The organism is Mycobacterium sp. NGS58 (assembly GCF_059812385.1).
Genome location: NZ_JCALCO010000002.1, coordinates 328,226 through 343,511 on the forward strand (window position 1 = coordinate 328,226; position 15,286 = coordinate 343,511).

The following is a 15,286-nucleotide window of genomic DNA, read 5'->3' on the forward strand; positions in this document are numbered from 1 at the left end:
GCCTTCTCAATGTCCTTGCCGGAGTGCATGAGTAGACGCCGCCGCGAATCGGCTGATCGCAGCGGCCGCCACGTCGGCTCCGTCGCACCGGCGGATCTCCTCACCGTAAATCCCAGCCGCCTCCCGGTAGGCCGAATCCCGCAGCACCTCGCTGATCGCCGCACGGATACGTCGCACGCCTGCGTGTTTGCGCAACAGGATGCCAGCGCCGAGGTTTTGGATGGCGGCGCCAACGCGCCGCTGGTCGATCAATGTGTTGGCGGGCATGATCACCTGCGGCACACCGAAAGACAGCGCCCGCATCGCCGTGCTGTGACCACCATGTCCGACGACCAGGGAGGCGTTTGCCAGGACCTCGTCATGGTCGAGCCAGGCGTGCAGCGACGAGTTCGCCGGCACGCGGAGCCCGGATGACTCGATGGCCGGTCCGACCGTTACCGTCGCATGCACGGACAGCGGTTCGATGGCGTCGAGGATCCTTTGCAGCATGCGCCGCTGGCCCGCGTAGGCGACGGTGCTCAAGCTGACGAGAATCCGTGGCACCGGTAGTGGGGACGCCGCAGTCGGAATGCCTTGCCAGACAACGCCGACATGTTGGACTTCGGGGGTACCGCGCATCGGGTCGAGTTCGGCGCGGGCGGTGACGATGTGCAGTGCCCCGGTTCGTTCCAGGCGGTCGGGCGGCAGGCCCTTGAGGCGCATCAGCCATCCGATGGGACCGGCCGCGAGGTCTTGGATGGTCCGATGGAAGCAGTGCCCAAAGACGACTGTCGGGATGCCCTGCGCCGCAACTGCGTAAACGGCCGCAGTCAATAGCACGTCGACTACCACCACATCGGCCTGCTGGCGGTGTGCGGCTCGCACCGCCTCGCGGCCCAGTCGGCGGTCCATTGCGACCCGGACCATGCTGGCCATCGTGCGCAGCAGCGGGTGCTGCACGGTCGGGTCGAATGTGGTTCCGGACGCGAACGTCTCGAACGGGAACCCGTCGGCCTCCACACGCTGGCGGACGCCGTGGTGACCGAGGAAATGAACCTCGGCGCCGCGGGCGCGCAGTGACCGGGCGACTGCCAGCTGCGGTGGAATGTTGCCGCCGCCGTCGAATACGACAAACAAGATCTTCATAGCGCCACCCGCGCGCCGGCGCCCCGAGACACCGCGAGTATGCCGTCGATCATCAGCAGCATGCGGTCGCGCACCTCGGCGACGGTCAAACCCCGGTCACGCCGGAGCAGCTTCCAGCTGTATACGTCGGTGGCCACGACGAGCGCATCGATGATCCGATCCCGTTCTCTGGGTTCGAGGGGCAACTCGGCGCCGAACGCTTCCGCCACCCACTCGCGGTGCAGGGTCCGCCCGCCCTCGCACATCAGTCGCGCGCGCGGATCGTCATCCTCCTCGCCGAGCAGGCCGAGCACCATGTCTCCGCGCGCCTCGTAGTGTTCGATCAGCACCGTCATTGCGGCTGCGCGGTCCCCGGGTGGCGGAATTCTTTCGGCCAGCACGGCTTCGCGGACAGCCAGATATGCGGCCTCGATAAGCGATTCCCGGCTACCGAAATGCCGAAGTACCGTCTTCACCGTGACGCCGGCGCGCTCGGCTACCGCGCCGAGCGTGATACCCAGGGAGCGTTCCGCCACGACCACGTCGATGGCTGCGTCCACGATGGTGTTGCGGGTGGCCGCCGTCGACTCCTGACGAGCCCGCATGTCGTAACGCCGCGTTTTCGTGTCCATGATGATGTACATGAAATCACCATTTGATGTCCCTGGCAATAGACATCAATTTGCGGACGCGGTTGAGCCCGATTCGGTGATGCGGGCGGCAGGGCGGACGGACCGCAATCAAGCAGTGCGGGCGGCAATCACGCCACGACCCCGCCCCTATGGGGTCTTGAGAAAGACGTCGTTGAGCGTGACGGTGCGCAGGTTCCGATCACGGATGAAATCGACGAGTTGCGGATAGACGTGCGTCACCGGCAGGTGATTGAGGTGACCTATGACGATGGCCTGCGGTGTGAAGTACTGATCGGCCATCTGCACGATGTACTCCTCGGTGATCAGCGTCGAATCGGACAGCGAGCCCGACCACAAGGTGGGGACCTTGTACCCGAGGTCGGCGGCCACCGCGTCCACGGCGGCGTTGCGCTTCGCGTACGGCGGCCGCCAATACGGCTTGGCGCCGATGCCATACGTGTTCTTCAAGAACGCGTCGTTGCGCGAGAGCTGTTCGGCTACTTGCTCTTTCGACAGTGTGGTCATGTCCGGATGTGACCAGGTGTGGTTGCCGAGCTGAATCTGCCCGCTGTCCACCAATGGCCGCAGCAGGTCCAGGTTCTCGGTCCACGAGCCATAGATCCCGTTGACGAAATACGTCAGCCGTATTCCGGTGTCCTTGGCGAACTGCGTATAGGCCCGCACCACCTCGCTGTTGACGCCGTCGTCGACCGTGAGCGCAAGCAGGTCACCTTCGCCCGGGATTTTCGTCAGGGCACCGCCGCCGGGCAGCGGGATGCGGGCACTGAGCGGCGGTGGGGGTAACAAGGCCTGCGGGGCGGTCGGGCCGGAGGTCGGTATGTCGGCCGTCGGGGCTTGGGCAAACGTGCGCGGCTGCGGATCGACGATGAGCCGCGCAGCACCGACGCCGGCGACGACTGACGCGGCGAGCGATCCAAGGAACTGACGGCGGTTCATGGCTGACAAGCGAGTGCATCGATCAGATGATCGCGGCGTGACAGAAACGGCGAATCCAGCCCGAATGCTCGCCCGATTATTGCGGCGCGCTGCGCAATGAGCGGGTTCCCGCAGGAACCGCCGTTGGTGCACAACATCGAGGCCACAGCCGCGAACCGTACCATTCGCCGTGGCCGAATGTCGGCTCCGTTACGGGAGGGTCAGCTGTGAATTCTGATCTTCCTCGGTTATAGCTGGTGAACGCAAAGCGACCAGCGAAATCAATGCGGTTCCCCGGCGCCCCGTTGCGGCAACTGTACCGTCTCGACATTGGGCGTGCCCAGCGTCGAGGCCAGCCAGGGCAGCGCCGTGGCAAACGCCTGAGCGGCGAACGGCCAGTCGTGCTTGCCGGGCTGCGTGACGACCGCGCAGGCGATTCCGTGGGCGGTACCGCTGGCGCACAGCGCGTTGGCGGCGGCGTCCTGCCCTTCCGGGTTCGCTGCCGGATCGGCCATGGCGGCGCTGAGTGTCGGACTGGCTTCCTCGGCGACGTTGCGGGCCTCCGATGAGGAGGGAATGTCGAACCATCCCGACAGCCCGGTGTAGTGGCCATGCCTGTTCATGACGGTGATCGGATCGAAGTCGGCCCACGCGGCGGTGTTGCCGCCGAACAGCTTGGCGAGGGTGGCCTCCTTGGAGCCGATGCTCGGCCCGCGGTCCCCGGCGATGTCCACAAACGCGCTGAATATCTCCGGATGCGTGACGGCCAGGTCCACGGCGCAGGTACCGCCCATCGACCATCCGGCGACGCCCCAGTTGGCCCGGTCCGGGCTTACACCGAAGTTCGACACCATGAACGGCTCGATGTCCTTCGTCAGATGGTCGGCGGCGTTACCCCGGGCGCCGTTGACGCACTCGGTGTCGTTGTCGAATGAGCCGGTGGGGTCGACGAACACCAGCACCGGGGAAAACCCGTGATGCGCGGCGGCGAAATCGTCGATCGCGGTGAATGCGCCGCCGGGGCCCAGCCAGTCCGCCGGGGTGTTGAAGGCGGAGCCGATCATCATGACCGTTGGGAGCCGGGGCGGGGGATTGCTGTTGAACCACGCCGGAGGCAGATAGACCAATTCGCGACGGTGGCGAAAGTGGGAGCCATTGTCGTCGATGTCCACGGGCACCACCACGCCCTTCGTCGGCCTGGTACCGGCGATCTGCATCTCGGTGACCCGCAGCCGGTCGATCTGATCGGGCAACGGGACCGATGTCAGCTGATTCCACGCGGCGAGCACCGTGGGGAAGTAGCCGACCCATCCGTTCAGTGCCAGGCCCGCGCACAGGAGGCACAGCGGTACCGATAGCGCCGCGAGCCCGCGGCGCCACCAGCGGGTACCTGGCCAGCCCACCAGTGTGACCGCGGCGGCCAAGCCGCCCAGCGCGATCCATAGCCACAGCGCCGTCGGTGCCGGATCCCCGGCCACCCCGAGCCAGGTGATGTACCAGTACGCCAGCGCGGTCACAGCTACGGCCGCGACCAGCGCCGCCGGCAGCACCAGCCTGAGCCAGCGCCGCGAACGCCAGCGGATCGCGACGATCAACACGAGCAGAGCCAGGCCCTGCACGGCCGGCGGAAACCAGCCGTGCAGCAGGGACAGTTGTCCGAAGAACTGCTCCAACGGTCGTGACCTTTGCTAGATCGATCGCTACGCGCGGGTGGATGAGTATCGCGGGGCCGGTCGGGGTCACCGAAGGCGGCGGGCGGCCGGACCAACTATCCCATACGATCGCGGCTCGTCATTCGACCGTTTCTGCGTGTGGGCGGACCAGATGTGCCCGGTCCGGCTACTGAATCATGCGTCGGCGATGACGCTGGTGAACGACCGCAGCCGCAGGCTGTTACCGACGACCAGCAGGCTGGAGACCGCCATCGCGGCGCCGGCGAACATCGGGTTGAGCATGCCGAGCGCGGCCAGGGGGATCGCCGCGAGGTTGTACCCGAACGCCCACAGCAAGTTGGTCTTGATGGTCGACAGTGTTCGACGGGAGAGCCGGATCGCGTCGACGGCGGCGCGTAGGTCGCCGCGGATCACCGTGAGGTCGGCTGCCTGGATCGCGACGTCGCTGCCGGTGCCCATGGCCAGGCCCAGGTCCGCGGCGGCCAGCGCCGCGGCGTCGTTGACGCCGTCACCGGCCATGGCAACCACCTTGCCCTCGGATTGCAGACGTTTGACGGCGGCGACCTTGTCGGCGGGCGTGGCGTCGGCGATGACCCGCGCGATGCCGAGTTCGCCTGCGATATGGGCGGCGACGGTGGCGTTGTCCCCGGTCAGCAGCACCGGCGTCAGACCCAGGCCGATGAGTTGCCGCACCGCCTCCGCGCTCGACGGTTTGACGGTGTCGCCGATCACCAGGATGCCCCGCGCCATGCCGTCCCAGCCGACGGCGACGGCTGTCTTGCCCTCGCTCTCGGCGCGGGCTTTGGCCGCGGACAGGGTGGCGTCGAGGCGCATTCCGCATTCGGTCAGCAGGCTCTCGCGCCCGACGACGACGGCGCGACCGTCGACCGTGCCCCGCACGCCCCTGCCGTTGACCCCGCTGAAGTCGGTGACTGTGGGTAGCGCACCGAGCCGCGCCGTGACGCCGCGCGCGATTGCTTGCGCGACCGGATGCTCGGAGGCGTCTTCCACGGCGCCGGCGTAGCGCAACAGCGCAGCGGGGTCGGTGCCGGCAGCGGTCGCCAGGTCGACCAGGGTCATCCTGCCGGTGGTGACGGTGCCGGTCTTGTCGAGCACGATCGTGTCGACGTCGCGGGTCGACTCGAGCACCTCCGGCCCGTTGATGAGCACGCCGAGCTGAGCGGCGCGGCCGGTGCCGACCAGCAGGGCGGTGGGAGTGGCCAGCCCCAGGGCGCATGGGCAGGCGATGATCAGCACCGCGACGGCGGCCGTCAGGGCGGTTGTGAGCGAGAAGCCCGCCGCGAGCCAGCCGGCCAGGGTCGCTACGGCCAGCGCCATGACGACGGGGACGAACACTCCCGAGACGCGGTCGGCGAGTCGCTGTGCCCGGGCCTTGCCGGACTGGGCCCGCTCGACGAGCTTGGCCATCTGCGCGAGCCGGGTGTCGTCGCCCACCCCGGTGGCGCGGACGACGAGCCGACCGCCGGCGTTGACGGTGGCGCCGGTGACGGCGTCACCCTCGCCGACCTCGACCGGGAAAGACTCGCCGGTCAGCATGGAGGCGTCCACGGCCGAGGAACCGGCGACGACGATCCCGTCGGTGGCGATCCGCTCCCCGGGGCGCACCACGAATTCGTCACCGACCGCGAGCCGTTCGATCGGGACGCGGGACTCGGTGCCGTCGCGCAGCACCGCGACGTCCTTGGCGCCCAGTGTCAGCAGCTCGCGCAGCGCGGCACCGGCCGTCCGCTTGGAACGCCGTTCGAAATAGCGGCCCGCGAGGACGAACAGAGTCACGCCCGCGGCGACCTCGAAGTAGACGTGGCACGGGGCGCCGTCGCGCCCGACGGTCAGTTCGAAGTCGTGCTGCATGCCGGGTTGGCCCGCCGTCCCGAGAAACAGGGCGTACAGCGACCATAGGAATGCCGCCAGGGTGCCGAGCGAGACGAGGCTGTCCATGGTGGCCACGCCGTGTTTGAGATTGGTCCAGGCGGCCGCGTGGAAGGGCCGGCCGCACCACACGACGACCGGGGTGGTCAGGGCCAGCGAGACCCAGTGCCAGCGAGGGAATTGCAGGGCGGGAAACATCGCCATGGCGATGACCGGGCCCGCCAACACGATCGCGGTGACCAGACGCCGGCGCAGCGAGGCGAGTTCGTGGTCGGGTGTCGCCTCGGCGCCGGCTGGCTCCGCCGCGGGTTGGGGCAGGGCGGCCCCGTAACCGGCCTTTTCGATCTCGCCGATGAGAATCTGCGCGTCGTAACCGGCAGGAGCCGTGATCGTGGCCTTCTCGGTGGCGTAGTTGACCGCCGCGGCGATGCCGTCGAGCTTGTTCAGTTTCTTCTCGACCCGTGCCGCGCAGGAGGCGCAGGTCATCCCGGTGATCTCCAGCTCGATCCGGGGTGACCCGGCGGTGTCGCCGACGGCGCCCTCGTTGATCGGGGGCGTGCTCATGCGACCAAGACGGCCTCGTAGCCGGCCTCGTCGACCGCGCCGAGGACGGCGTCCGCGTCGATGGGTTGGGCGCTGGTGACGACGAGCTTGCCCGTGACGGCGCTCACTGTCACGTCGTCGATGCCCGGGATCTGGCCCACCTCGCTACGGACCGCGGCCTCGCAGTGGCCGCAGCTCATTCCGCTCACCCGATATTCGCTGGTGGGCATGCCGCTCCTTTTCGATCCCCCGGCAGTCGTGACCACACCATTCTGCCTGCTCGGCGGAGCGGCCTGTTGACGGTGCGATCCGCCGCCTGGGTGAAAGACCTCACATCGATGCAGCTGGCGCCGATATCGACCGGCACCTGGCTTGCGGTGACCAATCTGGCGTTGGTCGCAGCCCAGCCACGCTGCGGCGCCAGCGATGTCTTCGGGCTGTGCAATGGCGATTACGCTGCCCGGTAGCGGAAGGAGACATCATGACCGTCACGGTTGTCGATCGAGGACCTCGACAGGTGAGCCGCAGGGTCGAGGTGGCGGCCCCGGCCGCGGAGCTGTTCGCCTTGGTCGCCGATCCCCGCCGGCACCACGAGCTGGATGGGTCGGGCACGGTGCGCGACAACATCACCGTGCCGGCACAACTGCTTGAGGGTTCGAAGTTTTCGACGCATATGAAGATGTTCGGGCTTCCCTACCGGATCACCAGCACGATCACCGCGCTGACGCAAAACGAGCTCATCGAATGGCGCCACCCGTTGGGTCACCGCTGGCGGTGGGAATTCGAGAAGCTGTCGCCGACGCTGACCCAGGTCACCGAGACGTTCGACTACCGCGATGCAGGTGCGCTGAAGAACAAGCTGAACTACTACGAGCGGATGGGCTTTGCCAAGGCCAATGCCTCGGGCATCGAGGCGACGCTGAGCAAGCTGCGCGACCGCTACGCAGGCTGATCAGCCCGTCACCGGATCTGCCGCGTCCCAAGGCATCACGCCGGACACCCAATGGGTGAGTTCCTGGGCTTGGTCGTTGCGGTGCAGATGGCGCGGCGGCGTCGCAAAAGTGGAATACGGCCGGCAGCGGATGACCACACGATCTTCGCGTTCGCACATGTCCCGGATGTGCGGCCGGGCGTCGTCGCCGAGTGGTTGACCGGACATCCGACCGCCGACCGCCATCATCACGTCGACCGCCAGATCGCGGTCTTGATCGATGGTGGCGTCGGCGTACACCTGCAGATAGGCGAACGGCCACCGCTCGTCGAGGACGCACAGGCTCACCTTGGGATCGCGTTCGACGATGCGGGCTTTGGCGCGACCGGCCATGGTGGAGACCAGCAATTCGCCGGTGTCGGTGGGGATGTAGTAGACGATCGACATGGCCGGGCCGTCGTTGCGGCGGCGGTACCCGAACACGCAGGTGCGGTGTGTGCGCACGAATTCGCGCCGTTCGGAGGGAAGCATGTCGCGATCGGTGGGAGCGGTGAAGGGCTCTGCCGCCAAGGGGAGGAGCATGACGAAAGTTCCTTGCTGTGAGGAGGGTTGGCGGTTGTATCATTTACGGATACAGTGTTTCCGAAATGTGTCGGAGTGTCAAGCGGTGGGAGCGCCACGTTGAGTGATGTGAGCGACGTCAACCGGGCGCGCCGTTCCCGCGGCCGCCCGGCGCTGCCCGTGGACCGCATCCTGGCCGCGGCTGTCGAACTCGTCGACGAGCAGGGGCCGGAGGCACTGTCCATGCGGTCGCTGGCGCAGCGCCTGGAGTCGGGTACCGCCACGCTGTACCGTCACTTCGCCAACCGGTCGCAGCTGGTCTCGCTGGTGATCGACCACATCCTCGGGGAGGTCGACCTCGACGCGGACGAGCTGACCGCCCTGTCCTGGCAAGACGCCTGTATCCTGTTCGCGCAGCACATGTTTGACGCGCTGAGCCGGCACGGCAATGTGGCGCCCCTGCTGATCGAGTACACCCCGATGGGGCCGAACGCGTTGGCCAATCGCGAGCGCTGCCTTGCCGTCCTACTCGACAGTGGTTTTCGGCCGGCGGTCGCGGCCCGCGCGTACGCGACGCTGGCCCGCTATGTCCTGGGTTTTGCGATACAGCTGTCTTCAGCGCCGGCGGAGGGGGATCGACGGGACGCCGCACTCTCCATGGCTTTTCAGCGGCTCGATCCGTCCCGCCTTCCCGCGACGGTCACCGTTGCCGACGACCTGCCCGTCCCGCTGGGGGACGAATTCGCTTTCGGGTTGCGGCTCATCGTCTCCGGGCTCGAGCGGATGCGAAAGTGAACGCGATCGGGCTCTGAAACGTGGGTTGGGTGAAAGCCGGCCTGTGCTCGCGAAAGGATGTCCCTCGATGATCGGTCACACCCTTGCGCCAACGACGGCGCAGGCGCTAACCCGCTTTGGCCAGATTGTCAGCCGCTATGGCCTGGTGCTCGTCTTGGCGTGGATCGGGGTGGGCAAGTACGTGAAGATGGAAGCCCGCGTGCTCATTCAGCACAGCCCGCTGATGAGCTGGGTCTACGACCTTTTCAGCTTCACCTTCGTCGCGCGCGCACTCGGAACGATGGAAATCGTTGCCGCCCTTCTCATCGCGCTACGGCCCCGGTGGCCGCGGGTCTCGGCCGCGGGCAGCGCGCTGGCGCTGGTGCTGTTCGCCGGCACACTGAGCTTTCTGTTCACCACCCCCGGAGTGGTGATGGCCTACGCCCACGGCTTTCCGGTGCTCTCGGCGCTGCCGGGTCAATTCTTGCTCAAGGATCTGGTCTTGTTCGGCGTCGCGTTGTGGACGCTGGGTGACTCACTGCTGGCCGTCGGCGAAGAGCGCTCCCCGCAGTAGTCCGTTGGCCGAATCGAGCGTTGCGGCGTAGGCGTCCGGTCCCAGATTCGCCGCCCGTTCCGTCAGACCGCGCGCTAGCGCATGGATCGCATTCACCGCGGCGGCCACATCGGTACCGGCGGGCAGCGCGCCCTGCGCTCGCGCATCGTCGACGATCTCAGTGATGATGTCGCGCAACGCTTTCAATCCGGGGTGCTTCAATCGGTTTCCCCCGCGCTGTTCCTGGCCGACCACGCGCATGGCGCGCTCGAAGGCGGCCAGGCCGGGATGGTCGCGCATGAACCGGCTTGACTCGTCGAACACCGCAACGAGGCGATCGACGGGGTGGCCGGACTCGGCGGCCGCGGCCCGCAACCGGGGAAGCGCGATCTGGTCCATTTCGCTAACGGTGGCCTCGAGCAACTCGGACTTGTTCGCAAAGTAGTGATACAAGCTGCCGCTGGTCATGTCGGCCGCACGGGCGATCTCACGAATAGTCGCGCGGTTACAGCCCAACTCGCCCACACAGCGCATCGCCGCAGTGAGGATGCGCGCCCGGGTCTGCTCACCGTCGGCGCCCACCGGGCGACCCAATGGTGGCGGAGTGACGGTCATGGCGCCTCGCGGCTCCGTCGGTCACGCACCGGGCACCTCCGCGCCGAACACCGAATCGATCGCCCGATTATATTCGATGCGTCGGCGTCAACGGCCGACGGACGGGATGCGACCAGTGCAGGCAGCACCGTGACGCGGGCGCAACGCGGGCGACCGATCGGTGCCAGCGGCGAGGAGACTCGCCAGCGGATAATCGTCGCCACCATGCGGTGCGTGGCCGCGGAGGGGTACGCGCGGGCAACAATTCGCGAGATAGCGCGCACCGCGAACGTGACCAGTGCGAGCCTCTACAACTACTTTCCGAACAAGTCAGAACTGATGAACGCCGCCGTGGCGGCGCGGACCGACGTCGCGGTCCCGCGACTGCGCCAGGCGGCCGCCCGGCCGGGCAATGCGATCGCGCGACTGGAAGCGGTCCTCGACGAATCGGGCCGGCTGATGCGCGAATACCCCGACCTGGCGGCGTTCGAGTGGGTGCTGAGGGCGGAGAATGCGATCGCCGTCGATGCCTCGACGACGGGCGGGTTTCACGTGTTCCGCGAAATCATCGACGGCATCGTCGACGACGCATCCCGCGAGGGCGGGCTCGCCGGCCATGCCGACCGCGGCGGGGTTGCCGAGGCGATCTATGCGCTGATCTACGGCCTCACCGAGTTGGCGGCCACGCTGCCGCCCGAGGATTATCACGCGGCGCTGGGCTCGGCCAGGCAGCTGATCAGGGGCACCCTGCTCGCCCCGAGGTCCTAGCCGCCCGTAAACCGGACAGCTGTGTGGCCTTGCCCTTGATATGATCAAGCGATTGATTATAGGGTCGAGGCCACGGAGAGGAACCCGAGGCCGTGACCGAGACCGTTGGCCAGGCGCTTGACGTCGACGCGCTGCGCCGCAAATACGCCGAAGAACGCGCGCGCCGTATCCGCGCCGATGGGATCGGCCAGTACGTCGAGATGGCCGGCCCGTTCGCCCGATACGCCGAAGACCCATGGGCGGACGGAGACCTGGCCCGTGAGCCGCTCACCGACGAGGTGGACGTCGCCATCATCGGCGCCGGATTTGGCGGCCTGTTGACCGGCGCGCGGCTACGACAGCTCGGCGTCGGAAGCGTGCGGCTGATCGACCGGGCGGCCGACGTCGGCGGCACCTGGTATTGGAACCGCTATCCCGGAATCGCTTGTGACGTCGAGTCGTACGTGTACATGCCGCTGCTCGAGGAGCTCGGCTACACCCCCACCGAAAAGTACGCGAAGGGCCCGGAGATCTTTGCGCACTGCCGGCGCATCGCCGAGCACTTCGACCTCTACCGCGACGCCTGCCTGCAGACCGAGGCCCGCGAAATCCGTTGGGATTCGGCCGAATCACGCTGGATCATCCGCACCGACCGCGGCGACGAAATGCGCGCCAGGTTTGTCTCCATGGCCAACGGCTATCAGGCCAAACCGAAATTGCCGGGCATTGAAGGACTCGGCGCCTTCCGCGGGCACGCGTTTCATACCAGCCGCTGGGACTACTCCTACACCGGAGAAAACTTGCAGAATCTGGCCGACAAGCGCGTCGGCATCATCGGAACAGGCGCCACGGCGATCCAGTGTGTACCGCATCTCGCCGCCGCCGCCCAGCGGCTCTACGTCTTTCAGCGCACCCCGTCGTCGGTGGACGTCCGCGCCAACCGAGCCACGGACCCGCAGTGGGCCAGCACTTTACAGCCCGGGTGGCAGCGCGAGCGGATACAGAACTTTCAGATCCTCACCGCCGGAGGCCAAGCCGACCAGGATCTGGTCGCGGACGCCTGGACGAGCATCACCCGCAAGCTGCCGGTCATGCGTCAGAACGGAGACGGCCTCGCAGATCCCGAGCAGCGCGGCCGCGCCATCGAGCTGGCCGACTTCGCCAAGATGGACGAGATCCGGGCCCGCGTCGCTGCGATCGTCTCCGATCCCGCCACCGCCGAGGCGCTCAAACCGTGGTACGGCTACTTCTGCAAACGGCCCTGCTTCCACGACGAGTATCTGCAGACATTCAACCGCGACAACGTCACCCTGGTCGACACCCGGGGCCTCGGGGTGCAGCGCATCACCGAAACCGGCGTGGTGGTCGTCGGCGCGGCGTACGAGCTCGACTGCCTCATCTTCGCAACGGGTTTCGAGGTGGGCACCGATTACTGCCGCCGCACCGGATTCGAGCTGATCGGTCGTGACGGCGTGACACTCACCGACCACTGGAACGACGGCGTGCGCACTTTTCAAGGCCTCTGCACGACCCGTTTCCCGAACTGCTTCATCGAGAGCATCGCCCAGGCCGGGCTGACGGTGAATTTCCCCTACCTGCTCGACGTGCAGGCTCGCCACGTCGCCTGGATCATCGCGACCGCACTCACCGACGGGATCACCGAAATCGAAGCCGCGCCAGACGCCGAAGCCGCCTGGGTCGACACGGTGGTGGCCCGGTCGGTCGCGAGTGCCGAGCGGGCCAAGACGTGTACGCCCGGCTACTACAACCGGGAAGGCAAGGCCGACGCCAAGACTCGGCAGGGCAGTTTCTTCTTCGGCGCCCCAACCGAGTACGCCGACATCCTGCAGCAGTGGCGCACCGACGGGAATTTGGACGGACTGCTGGTCCGTCGCATCGGGGATCGGCCGTGACAAGCCGAAAAGCCCGCGCGCTCTACGCCATCGGGCGGATGCGGGCCGCGACCCGGCGCGGGCGCGGGCCGAAGGTGGCCATCATCGGCGCGGGCTTCGGTGGGCTCGGCGCGGCCGTCGCGCTGCGCCGCGCGGGCATCGATGATCTGGTGATCATCGAGGGCAGCGACGGCGTCGGGGGTACCTGGCGACGCAACACCTACCCCGGCGCCGCCTGCGATATCCAAAGCCACCTGTACTCGTTTTCCTTCGCCCCCAACGCATCCTGGAGCCGCACCTATGCGCGGCAGCCGGAAATACTGGCCTACCTCGAATCGGTGGCGGACGACTTCGACCTTCGGCGCCATCTGCTGCTCGACACCACGGTGCACTCCGTGCGATGGGACCCGCACACCGCGGCGTGGCATTGCGAACTAAGCCGGAACGGGCAACCCGTCGCCCTGACCGCCGACGTCGTCGTGTGTGCGGTAGGCCTGTTCGGTTCGGCCAAGCTTCCCGACATCGAGGGGCTGAGCGGCTTCGCCGGCCCGGTGTTGCACACCGCGCACTGGGATCATGACCTCGACCTGGCCGCCCGGAACGTCGCGGTGATCGGTACCGGGGCCAGCGGGGTACAGCTCGTGCCAGAGTTGGCGAAGACTTCAGGTCGTGTCACGGTCTTTCAACGGACCCCGCCCTGGATGGTGCCCAAGGACGACCGCCCCTATACCGCAACCGAATTGGCGCGCTTCAGGCGAAGCTTCCTTGCGTTGCGCCGCACCCGCTGGCAGATCTGGAAGTTCCAGCACGACAACACCGCTACCTTCGCCGACGATCCCGTGGTGATGGCGCGCACGCAGATCGCGACGTCGTTCCTGGAGCGCACCGTCGACGACGAGCCGCTGCGCCGGGCACTGACACCCGACTATCCGTTCCGCTGCAAGCGGGTGCTGCTGGGCGACGACTATTACCGCGCCCTGCAGCTTGACAACGTCGAGCTGGTCACCGAGCCCATCGCGCGTATCGGCCGAGCATCGGTGATCACCACATCGGGCACCGACGTCGGCGTCGACGCGATAGTGCTGGCTACCGGCTTCGAGACGTCTCGCTATCTGTCCGGCATCGATGTCGTCGGCGTCGGCGGACGCCGGCTGCACGAGCATTGGGGCGAGGACCCGTCCGCCTACCTGGGGGTAGCGGTCAGTGGATTCCCCAATTTCTTCATGCTCTACGGCCCCAACACCAATCAGGGCGGCAACTCCATCGTCTACATCCTGGAGGCCGGGGCGCGACTGGTCGCCAGCGCGGTAAGCCGACTGGCGCGCCGGGGCGGATACCTCGACGTGCGGCCCGAGGCCGAAAAACGCTACAACAAGGCACTTTCCGCGGACCTGGAACGCACCATCTGGACGCAGTGCGACAGCTACTTCCGGTCGCCGTCCGGCCGAATCGTCACCCAATGGCCCTATACCGAGCTGGAGTATGCGCGCCGGACCTGGCGGCTGCGGGCGCGGGAGTGGACCCACGGCAGGGTGCGCGACGGCGTCGCTGTATCGGGAGTCGTCGTCGGTGCCGAGGACTAGCTGACGCAATTCGCTACGTCCGGAGCTAGCCGCCGGCCGCCACCCGCGCCCGCTCGGTCATCGAGGCGATCACACCGCCGTCGTTGAGAATGTCGGTGCCGGTGAGGTATCCGGCCTTTTCGCTGGCGCAGAAGGCGAGCAGCTCGGCCATCTCTTCCGCCTTTCCCCAGCGCGGGACGGCGGCGTTGGCCACCATCGCGCCGGCGCCCGCCTGCTCCTCGAGCCTGCCCATCTCCGTGTCGATGGACCCCGGTGACACGGAGACGATACGCAATCCGCGGCTGTTGAAACGCTCGGCCTGCGATTGGCTGTACCACTTTACGAAGGTCTTGCTCACGGCGTAGGCGAGACCGGATCGCGCCTCCTCGGGAGCGCTGCTGCACACTGCCAGCATGGCGTCCATGAACGCGTCCGCGTCGTCCATCGCCTGCGGAAACTGTTCTGCTGGAACGAATTCCGCGGGCAGCATGTGGGCCGCCATCGATGCCACGTTGACGATCACGGCGCCCCCGCCCGCGACCGCGAAAAACTCCTCGTTGACGTTCACGGTGCCCAGGGCGTTGGTTCGCATGACGTAGTCGGCGGTGCCCATGCTCGGGCTGACCCCTGCGGTGTGGATGACGGAGACGACGGTCCCGACGTCGTTAGCGTTGCCCAGCAGGTCCGCGACGGCGCGCCGATCGGTCACGTCGCAGTCGACGACCGTCGGAGTGATCCCGTGGTCTTCCAAGGTCGTGGCCGCGGCCGCCAGCCGGTCCCGCCTGACGTCGCACAGCACGACGGTGTGGTCGCGGCCGACGATTTTCGCCGTGGCCAGGCCCATGCCGCCCGCGCCGCCTGTGATCACCGACACTCGATTCATACCTGGGACCG

Annotated in this window: 16 protein-coding genes; 7 read left to right on the forward strand and 9 right to left on the reverse strand. The window is 67.3% G+C overall.

Annotation, left to right across the window (positions count from 1 at the left end; all coding sequences use genetic code 11):
* Window positions 1-6 precede the first annotated feature (6 nt).
* The 6 genes from AC5Y4H_RS03460 to AC5Y4H_RS03485 all read right to left on the reverse strand — a co-directional run bounded on the left by AC5Y4H_RS03460 (window position 7) and on the right by AC5Y4H_RS03485 (window position 7,008).
* Window positions 7-1,125, reverse strand: a complete 1,119-nt coding sequence (locus tag AC5Y4H_RS03460) for a glycosyltransferase (protein ID WP_499978555.1) — start codon at window positions 1,123-1,125, stop codon at window positions 7-9.
* The gene (locus AC5Y4H_RS03465; protein WP_499978557.1) at window positions 1,122-1,748 is read right to left on the reverse strand and encodes a TetR/AcrR family transcriptional regulator; all 627 of its coding nucleotides are present in this window, start codon (window positions 1,746-1,748) and stop codon (window positions 1,122-1,124) included. The genes AC5Y4H_RS03460 and AC5Y4H_RS03465 overlap by 4 nt, the downstream gene beginning before the upstream one ends.
* A 135-nt stretch (window positions 1,749-1,883) precedes the next feature.
* The gene (locus AC5Y4H_RS03470) at window positions 1,884-2,693 is read right to left on the reverse strand and encodes a polysaccharide deacetylase family protein (protein ID WP_499978559.1); all 810 of its coding nucleotides are present in this window, start codon (window positions 2,691-2,693) and stop codon (window positions 1,884-1,886) included.
* 260 nt (window positions 2,694-2,953) lie between these two features.
* On the reverse strand, window positions 2,954-4,345 hold the full coding sequence (locus AC5Y4H_RS03475; RefSeq protein ID WP_499978560.1) for an alpha/beta hydrolase: 1,392 nt from the start codon (window positions 4,343-4,345) through the stop codon (window positions 2,954-2,956).
* A 174-nt stretch (window positions 4,346-4,519) separates the two neighbouring features.
* Window positions 4,520-6,799: a heavy metal translocating P-type ATPase gene (locus tag AC5Y4H_RS03480; protein ID WP_499978561.1), complete on the reverse strand. Its 2,280-nt coding sequence runs from the start codon at window positions 6,797-6,799 to the stop codon at window positions 4,520-4,522.
* Entirely contained in the window at window positions 6,796-7,008 is a 213-nt protein-coding gene (locus tag AC5Y4H_RS03485) for a heavy-metal-associated domain-containing protein (RefSeq protein ID WP_499978563.1), read from the reverse strand. The genes AC5Y4H_RS03480 and AC5Y4H_RS03485 overlap by 4 nt, the downstream gene beginning before the upstream one ends.
* A 66-nt stretch (window positions 7,009-7,074) precedes the next feature.
* On the opposite strand from AC5Y4H_RS03485, the gene AC5Y4H_RS03490 reads away from it, so the two are divergent.
* Window positions 7,075-7,245: a hypothetical protein gene (locus AC5Y4H_RS03490; protein WP_499978565.1), complete on the forward strand. Its 171-nt coding sequence runs from the start codon at window positions 7,075-7,077 to the stop codon at window positions 7,243-7,245.
* 14 nt (window positions 7,246-7,259) lie between these two features.
* Window positions 7,260-7,730: an SRPBCC family protein gene (locus AC5Y4H_RS03495; protein ID WP_499978566.1), complete on the forward strand. Its 471-nt coding sequence runs from the start codon at window positions 7,260-7,262 to the stop codon at window positions 7,728-7,730.
* Here AC5Y4H_RS03495 and AC5Y4H_RS03500 read toward each other — a convergent pair whose 3' ends face one another.
* Window positions 7,731-8,291, reverse strand: a complete 561-nt coding sequence (locus tag AC5Y4H_RS03500) for a pyridoxamine 5'-phosphate oxidase family protein (protein WP_499978568.1) — start codon at window positions 8,289-8,291, stop codon at window positions 7,731-7,733.
* 159 nt (window positions 8,292-8,450) lie between these two features.
* Here AC5Y4H_RS03500 and AC5Y4H_RS03505 point away from each other — a divergent pair, with 159 nt between their 5' ends.
* Together AC5Y4H_RS03505 and AC5Y4H_RS03510 are read left to right on the forward strand one after the other, a co-directional pair.
* Entirely contained in the window at window positions 8,451-9,065 is a 615-nt protein-coding gene (locus AC5Y4H_RS03505) for a TetR/AcrR family transcriptional regulator (protein WP_499978645.1), read from the forward strand.
* 67 nt (window positions 9,066-9,132) lie between these two features.
* Window positions 9,133-9,618 (forward strand): DUF417 family protein, encoded by a 486-nt coding sequence (locus tag AC5Y4H_RS03510; protein ID WP_499978570.1) that lies wholly within the window; start codon window positions 9,133-9,135, stop codon window positions 9,616-9,618.
* Here AC5Y4H_RS03510 and AC5Y4H_RS03515 read toward each other — a convergent pair.
* On the reverse strand, window positions 9,580-10,212 hold the full coding sequence (locus AC5Y4H_RS03515; protein WP_499978572.1) for a TetR/AcrR family transcriptional regulator: 633 nt from the start codon (window positions 10,210-10,212) through the stop codon (window positions 9,580-9,582). The two genes, AC5Y4H_RS03510 and AC5Y4H_RS03515, sit on opposite strands and share 39 nt — an antisense overlap.
* A gap of 129 nt (window positions 10,213-10,341) precedes the next feature.
* On the opposite strand from AC5Y4H_RS03515, the gene AC5Y4H_RS03520 reads away from it, so the two are divergent.
* From AC5Y4H_RS03520 to AC5Y4H_RS03530, 3 genes are all read left to right on the forward strand, one after another.
* A complete protein-coding gene (locus tag AC5Y4H_RS03520; protein WP_499978573.1) occupies window positions 10,342-10,959 on the forward strand; it encodes a TetR/AcrR family transcriptional regulator in 618 nt (205 codons plus the stop codon).
* A 92-nt stretch (window positions 10,960-11,051) separates the two neighbouring features.
* Window positions 11,052-12,851 (forward strand): flavin-containing monooxygenase, encoded by a 1,800-nt coding sequence (locus tag AC5Y4H_RS03525; protein WP_499978576.1) that lies wholly within the window; start codon window positions 11,052-11,054, stop codon window positions 12,849-12,851.
* Window positions 12,848-14,413: a flavin-containing monooxygenase gene (locus AC5Y4H_RS03530; RefSeq protein ID WP_499978577.1), complete on the forward strand. Its 1,566-nt coding sequence runs from the start codon at window positions 12,848-12,850 to the stop codon at window positions 14,411-14,413. Before AC5Y4H_RS03525 ends, AC5Y4H_RS03530 begins: the two co-directional genes overlap by 4 nt.
* Before the next feature lie 25 nt (window positions 14,414-14,438).
* On the opposite strand, the gene AC5Y4H_RS03535 is transcribed toward AC5Y4H_RS03530, so the two are convergent.
* Window positions 14,439-15,275, reverse strand: a complete 837-nt coding sequence (locus AC5Y4H_RS03535; protein WP_499978578.1) for an SDR family oxidoreductase — start codon at window positions 15,273-15,275, stop codon at window positions 14,439-14,441.
* Window positions 15,276-15,286: the final 11 nt, after the last annotated feature.

What these genes read in the sequence shown, in the direction of transcription:
- AC5Y4H_RS03460 (WP_499978555.1), bottom strand. Translation starts at nt 1,125, where the DNA reads ATGAAGATCTTGTTTGTCGTATTCGACGGCGGCGGCAACATTCCACCG.
- AC5Y4H_RS03465 (WP_499978557.1), bottom strand. Translation starts at nt 1,748, where the DNA reads ATGTACATCATCATGGACACGAAAACGCGGCGTTACGACATGCGGGCT.
- AC5Y4H_RS03470 (WP_499978559.1), bottom strand. Translation starts at nt 2,693, where the DNA reads ATGAACCGCCGTCAGTTCCTTGGATCGCTCGCCGCGTCAGTCGTCGCC.
- AC5Y4H_RS03480 (WP_499978561.1), bottom strand. Translation starts at nt 6,799, where the DNA reads ATGAGCACGCCCCCGATCAACGAGGGCGCCGTCGGCGACACCGCCGGG.
- AC5Y4H_RS03485 (WP_499978563.1), bottom strand. Translation starts at nt 7,008, where the DNA reads ATGCCCACCAGCGAATATCGGGTGAGCGGAATGAGCTGCGGCCACTGC.
- AC5Y4H_RS03495 (WP_499978566.1), top strand. Translation starts at nt 7,260, where the DNA reads ATGACCGTCACGGTTGTCGATCGAGGACCTCGACAGGTGAGCCGCAGG.
- AC5Y4H_RS03500 (WP_499978568.1), bottom strand. Translation starts at nt 8,291, where the DNA reads ATGCTCCTCCCCTTGGCGGCAGAGCCCTTCACCGCTCCCACCGATCGC.
- AC5Y4H_RS03510 (WP_499978570.1), top strand. Translation starts at nt 9,133, where the DNA reads ATGATCGGTCACACCCTTGCGCCAACGACGGCGCAGGCGCTAACCCGC.
- AC5Y4H_RS03515 (WP_499978572.1), bottom strand. Translation starts at nt 10,212, where the DNA reads ATGACCGTCACTCCGCCACCATTGGGTCGCCCGGTGGGCGCCGACGGT.
- AC5Y4H_RS03535 (WP_499978578.1), bottom strand. Translation starts at nt 15,275, where the DNA reads ATGAATCGAGTGTCGGTGATCACAGGCGGCGCGGGCGGCATGGGCCTG.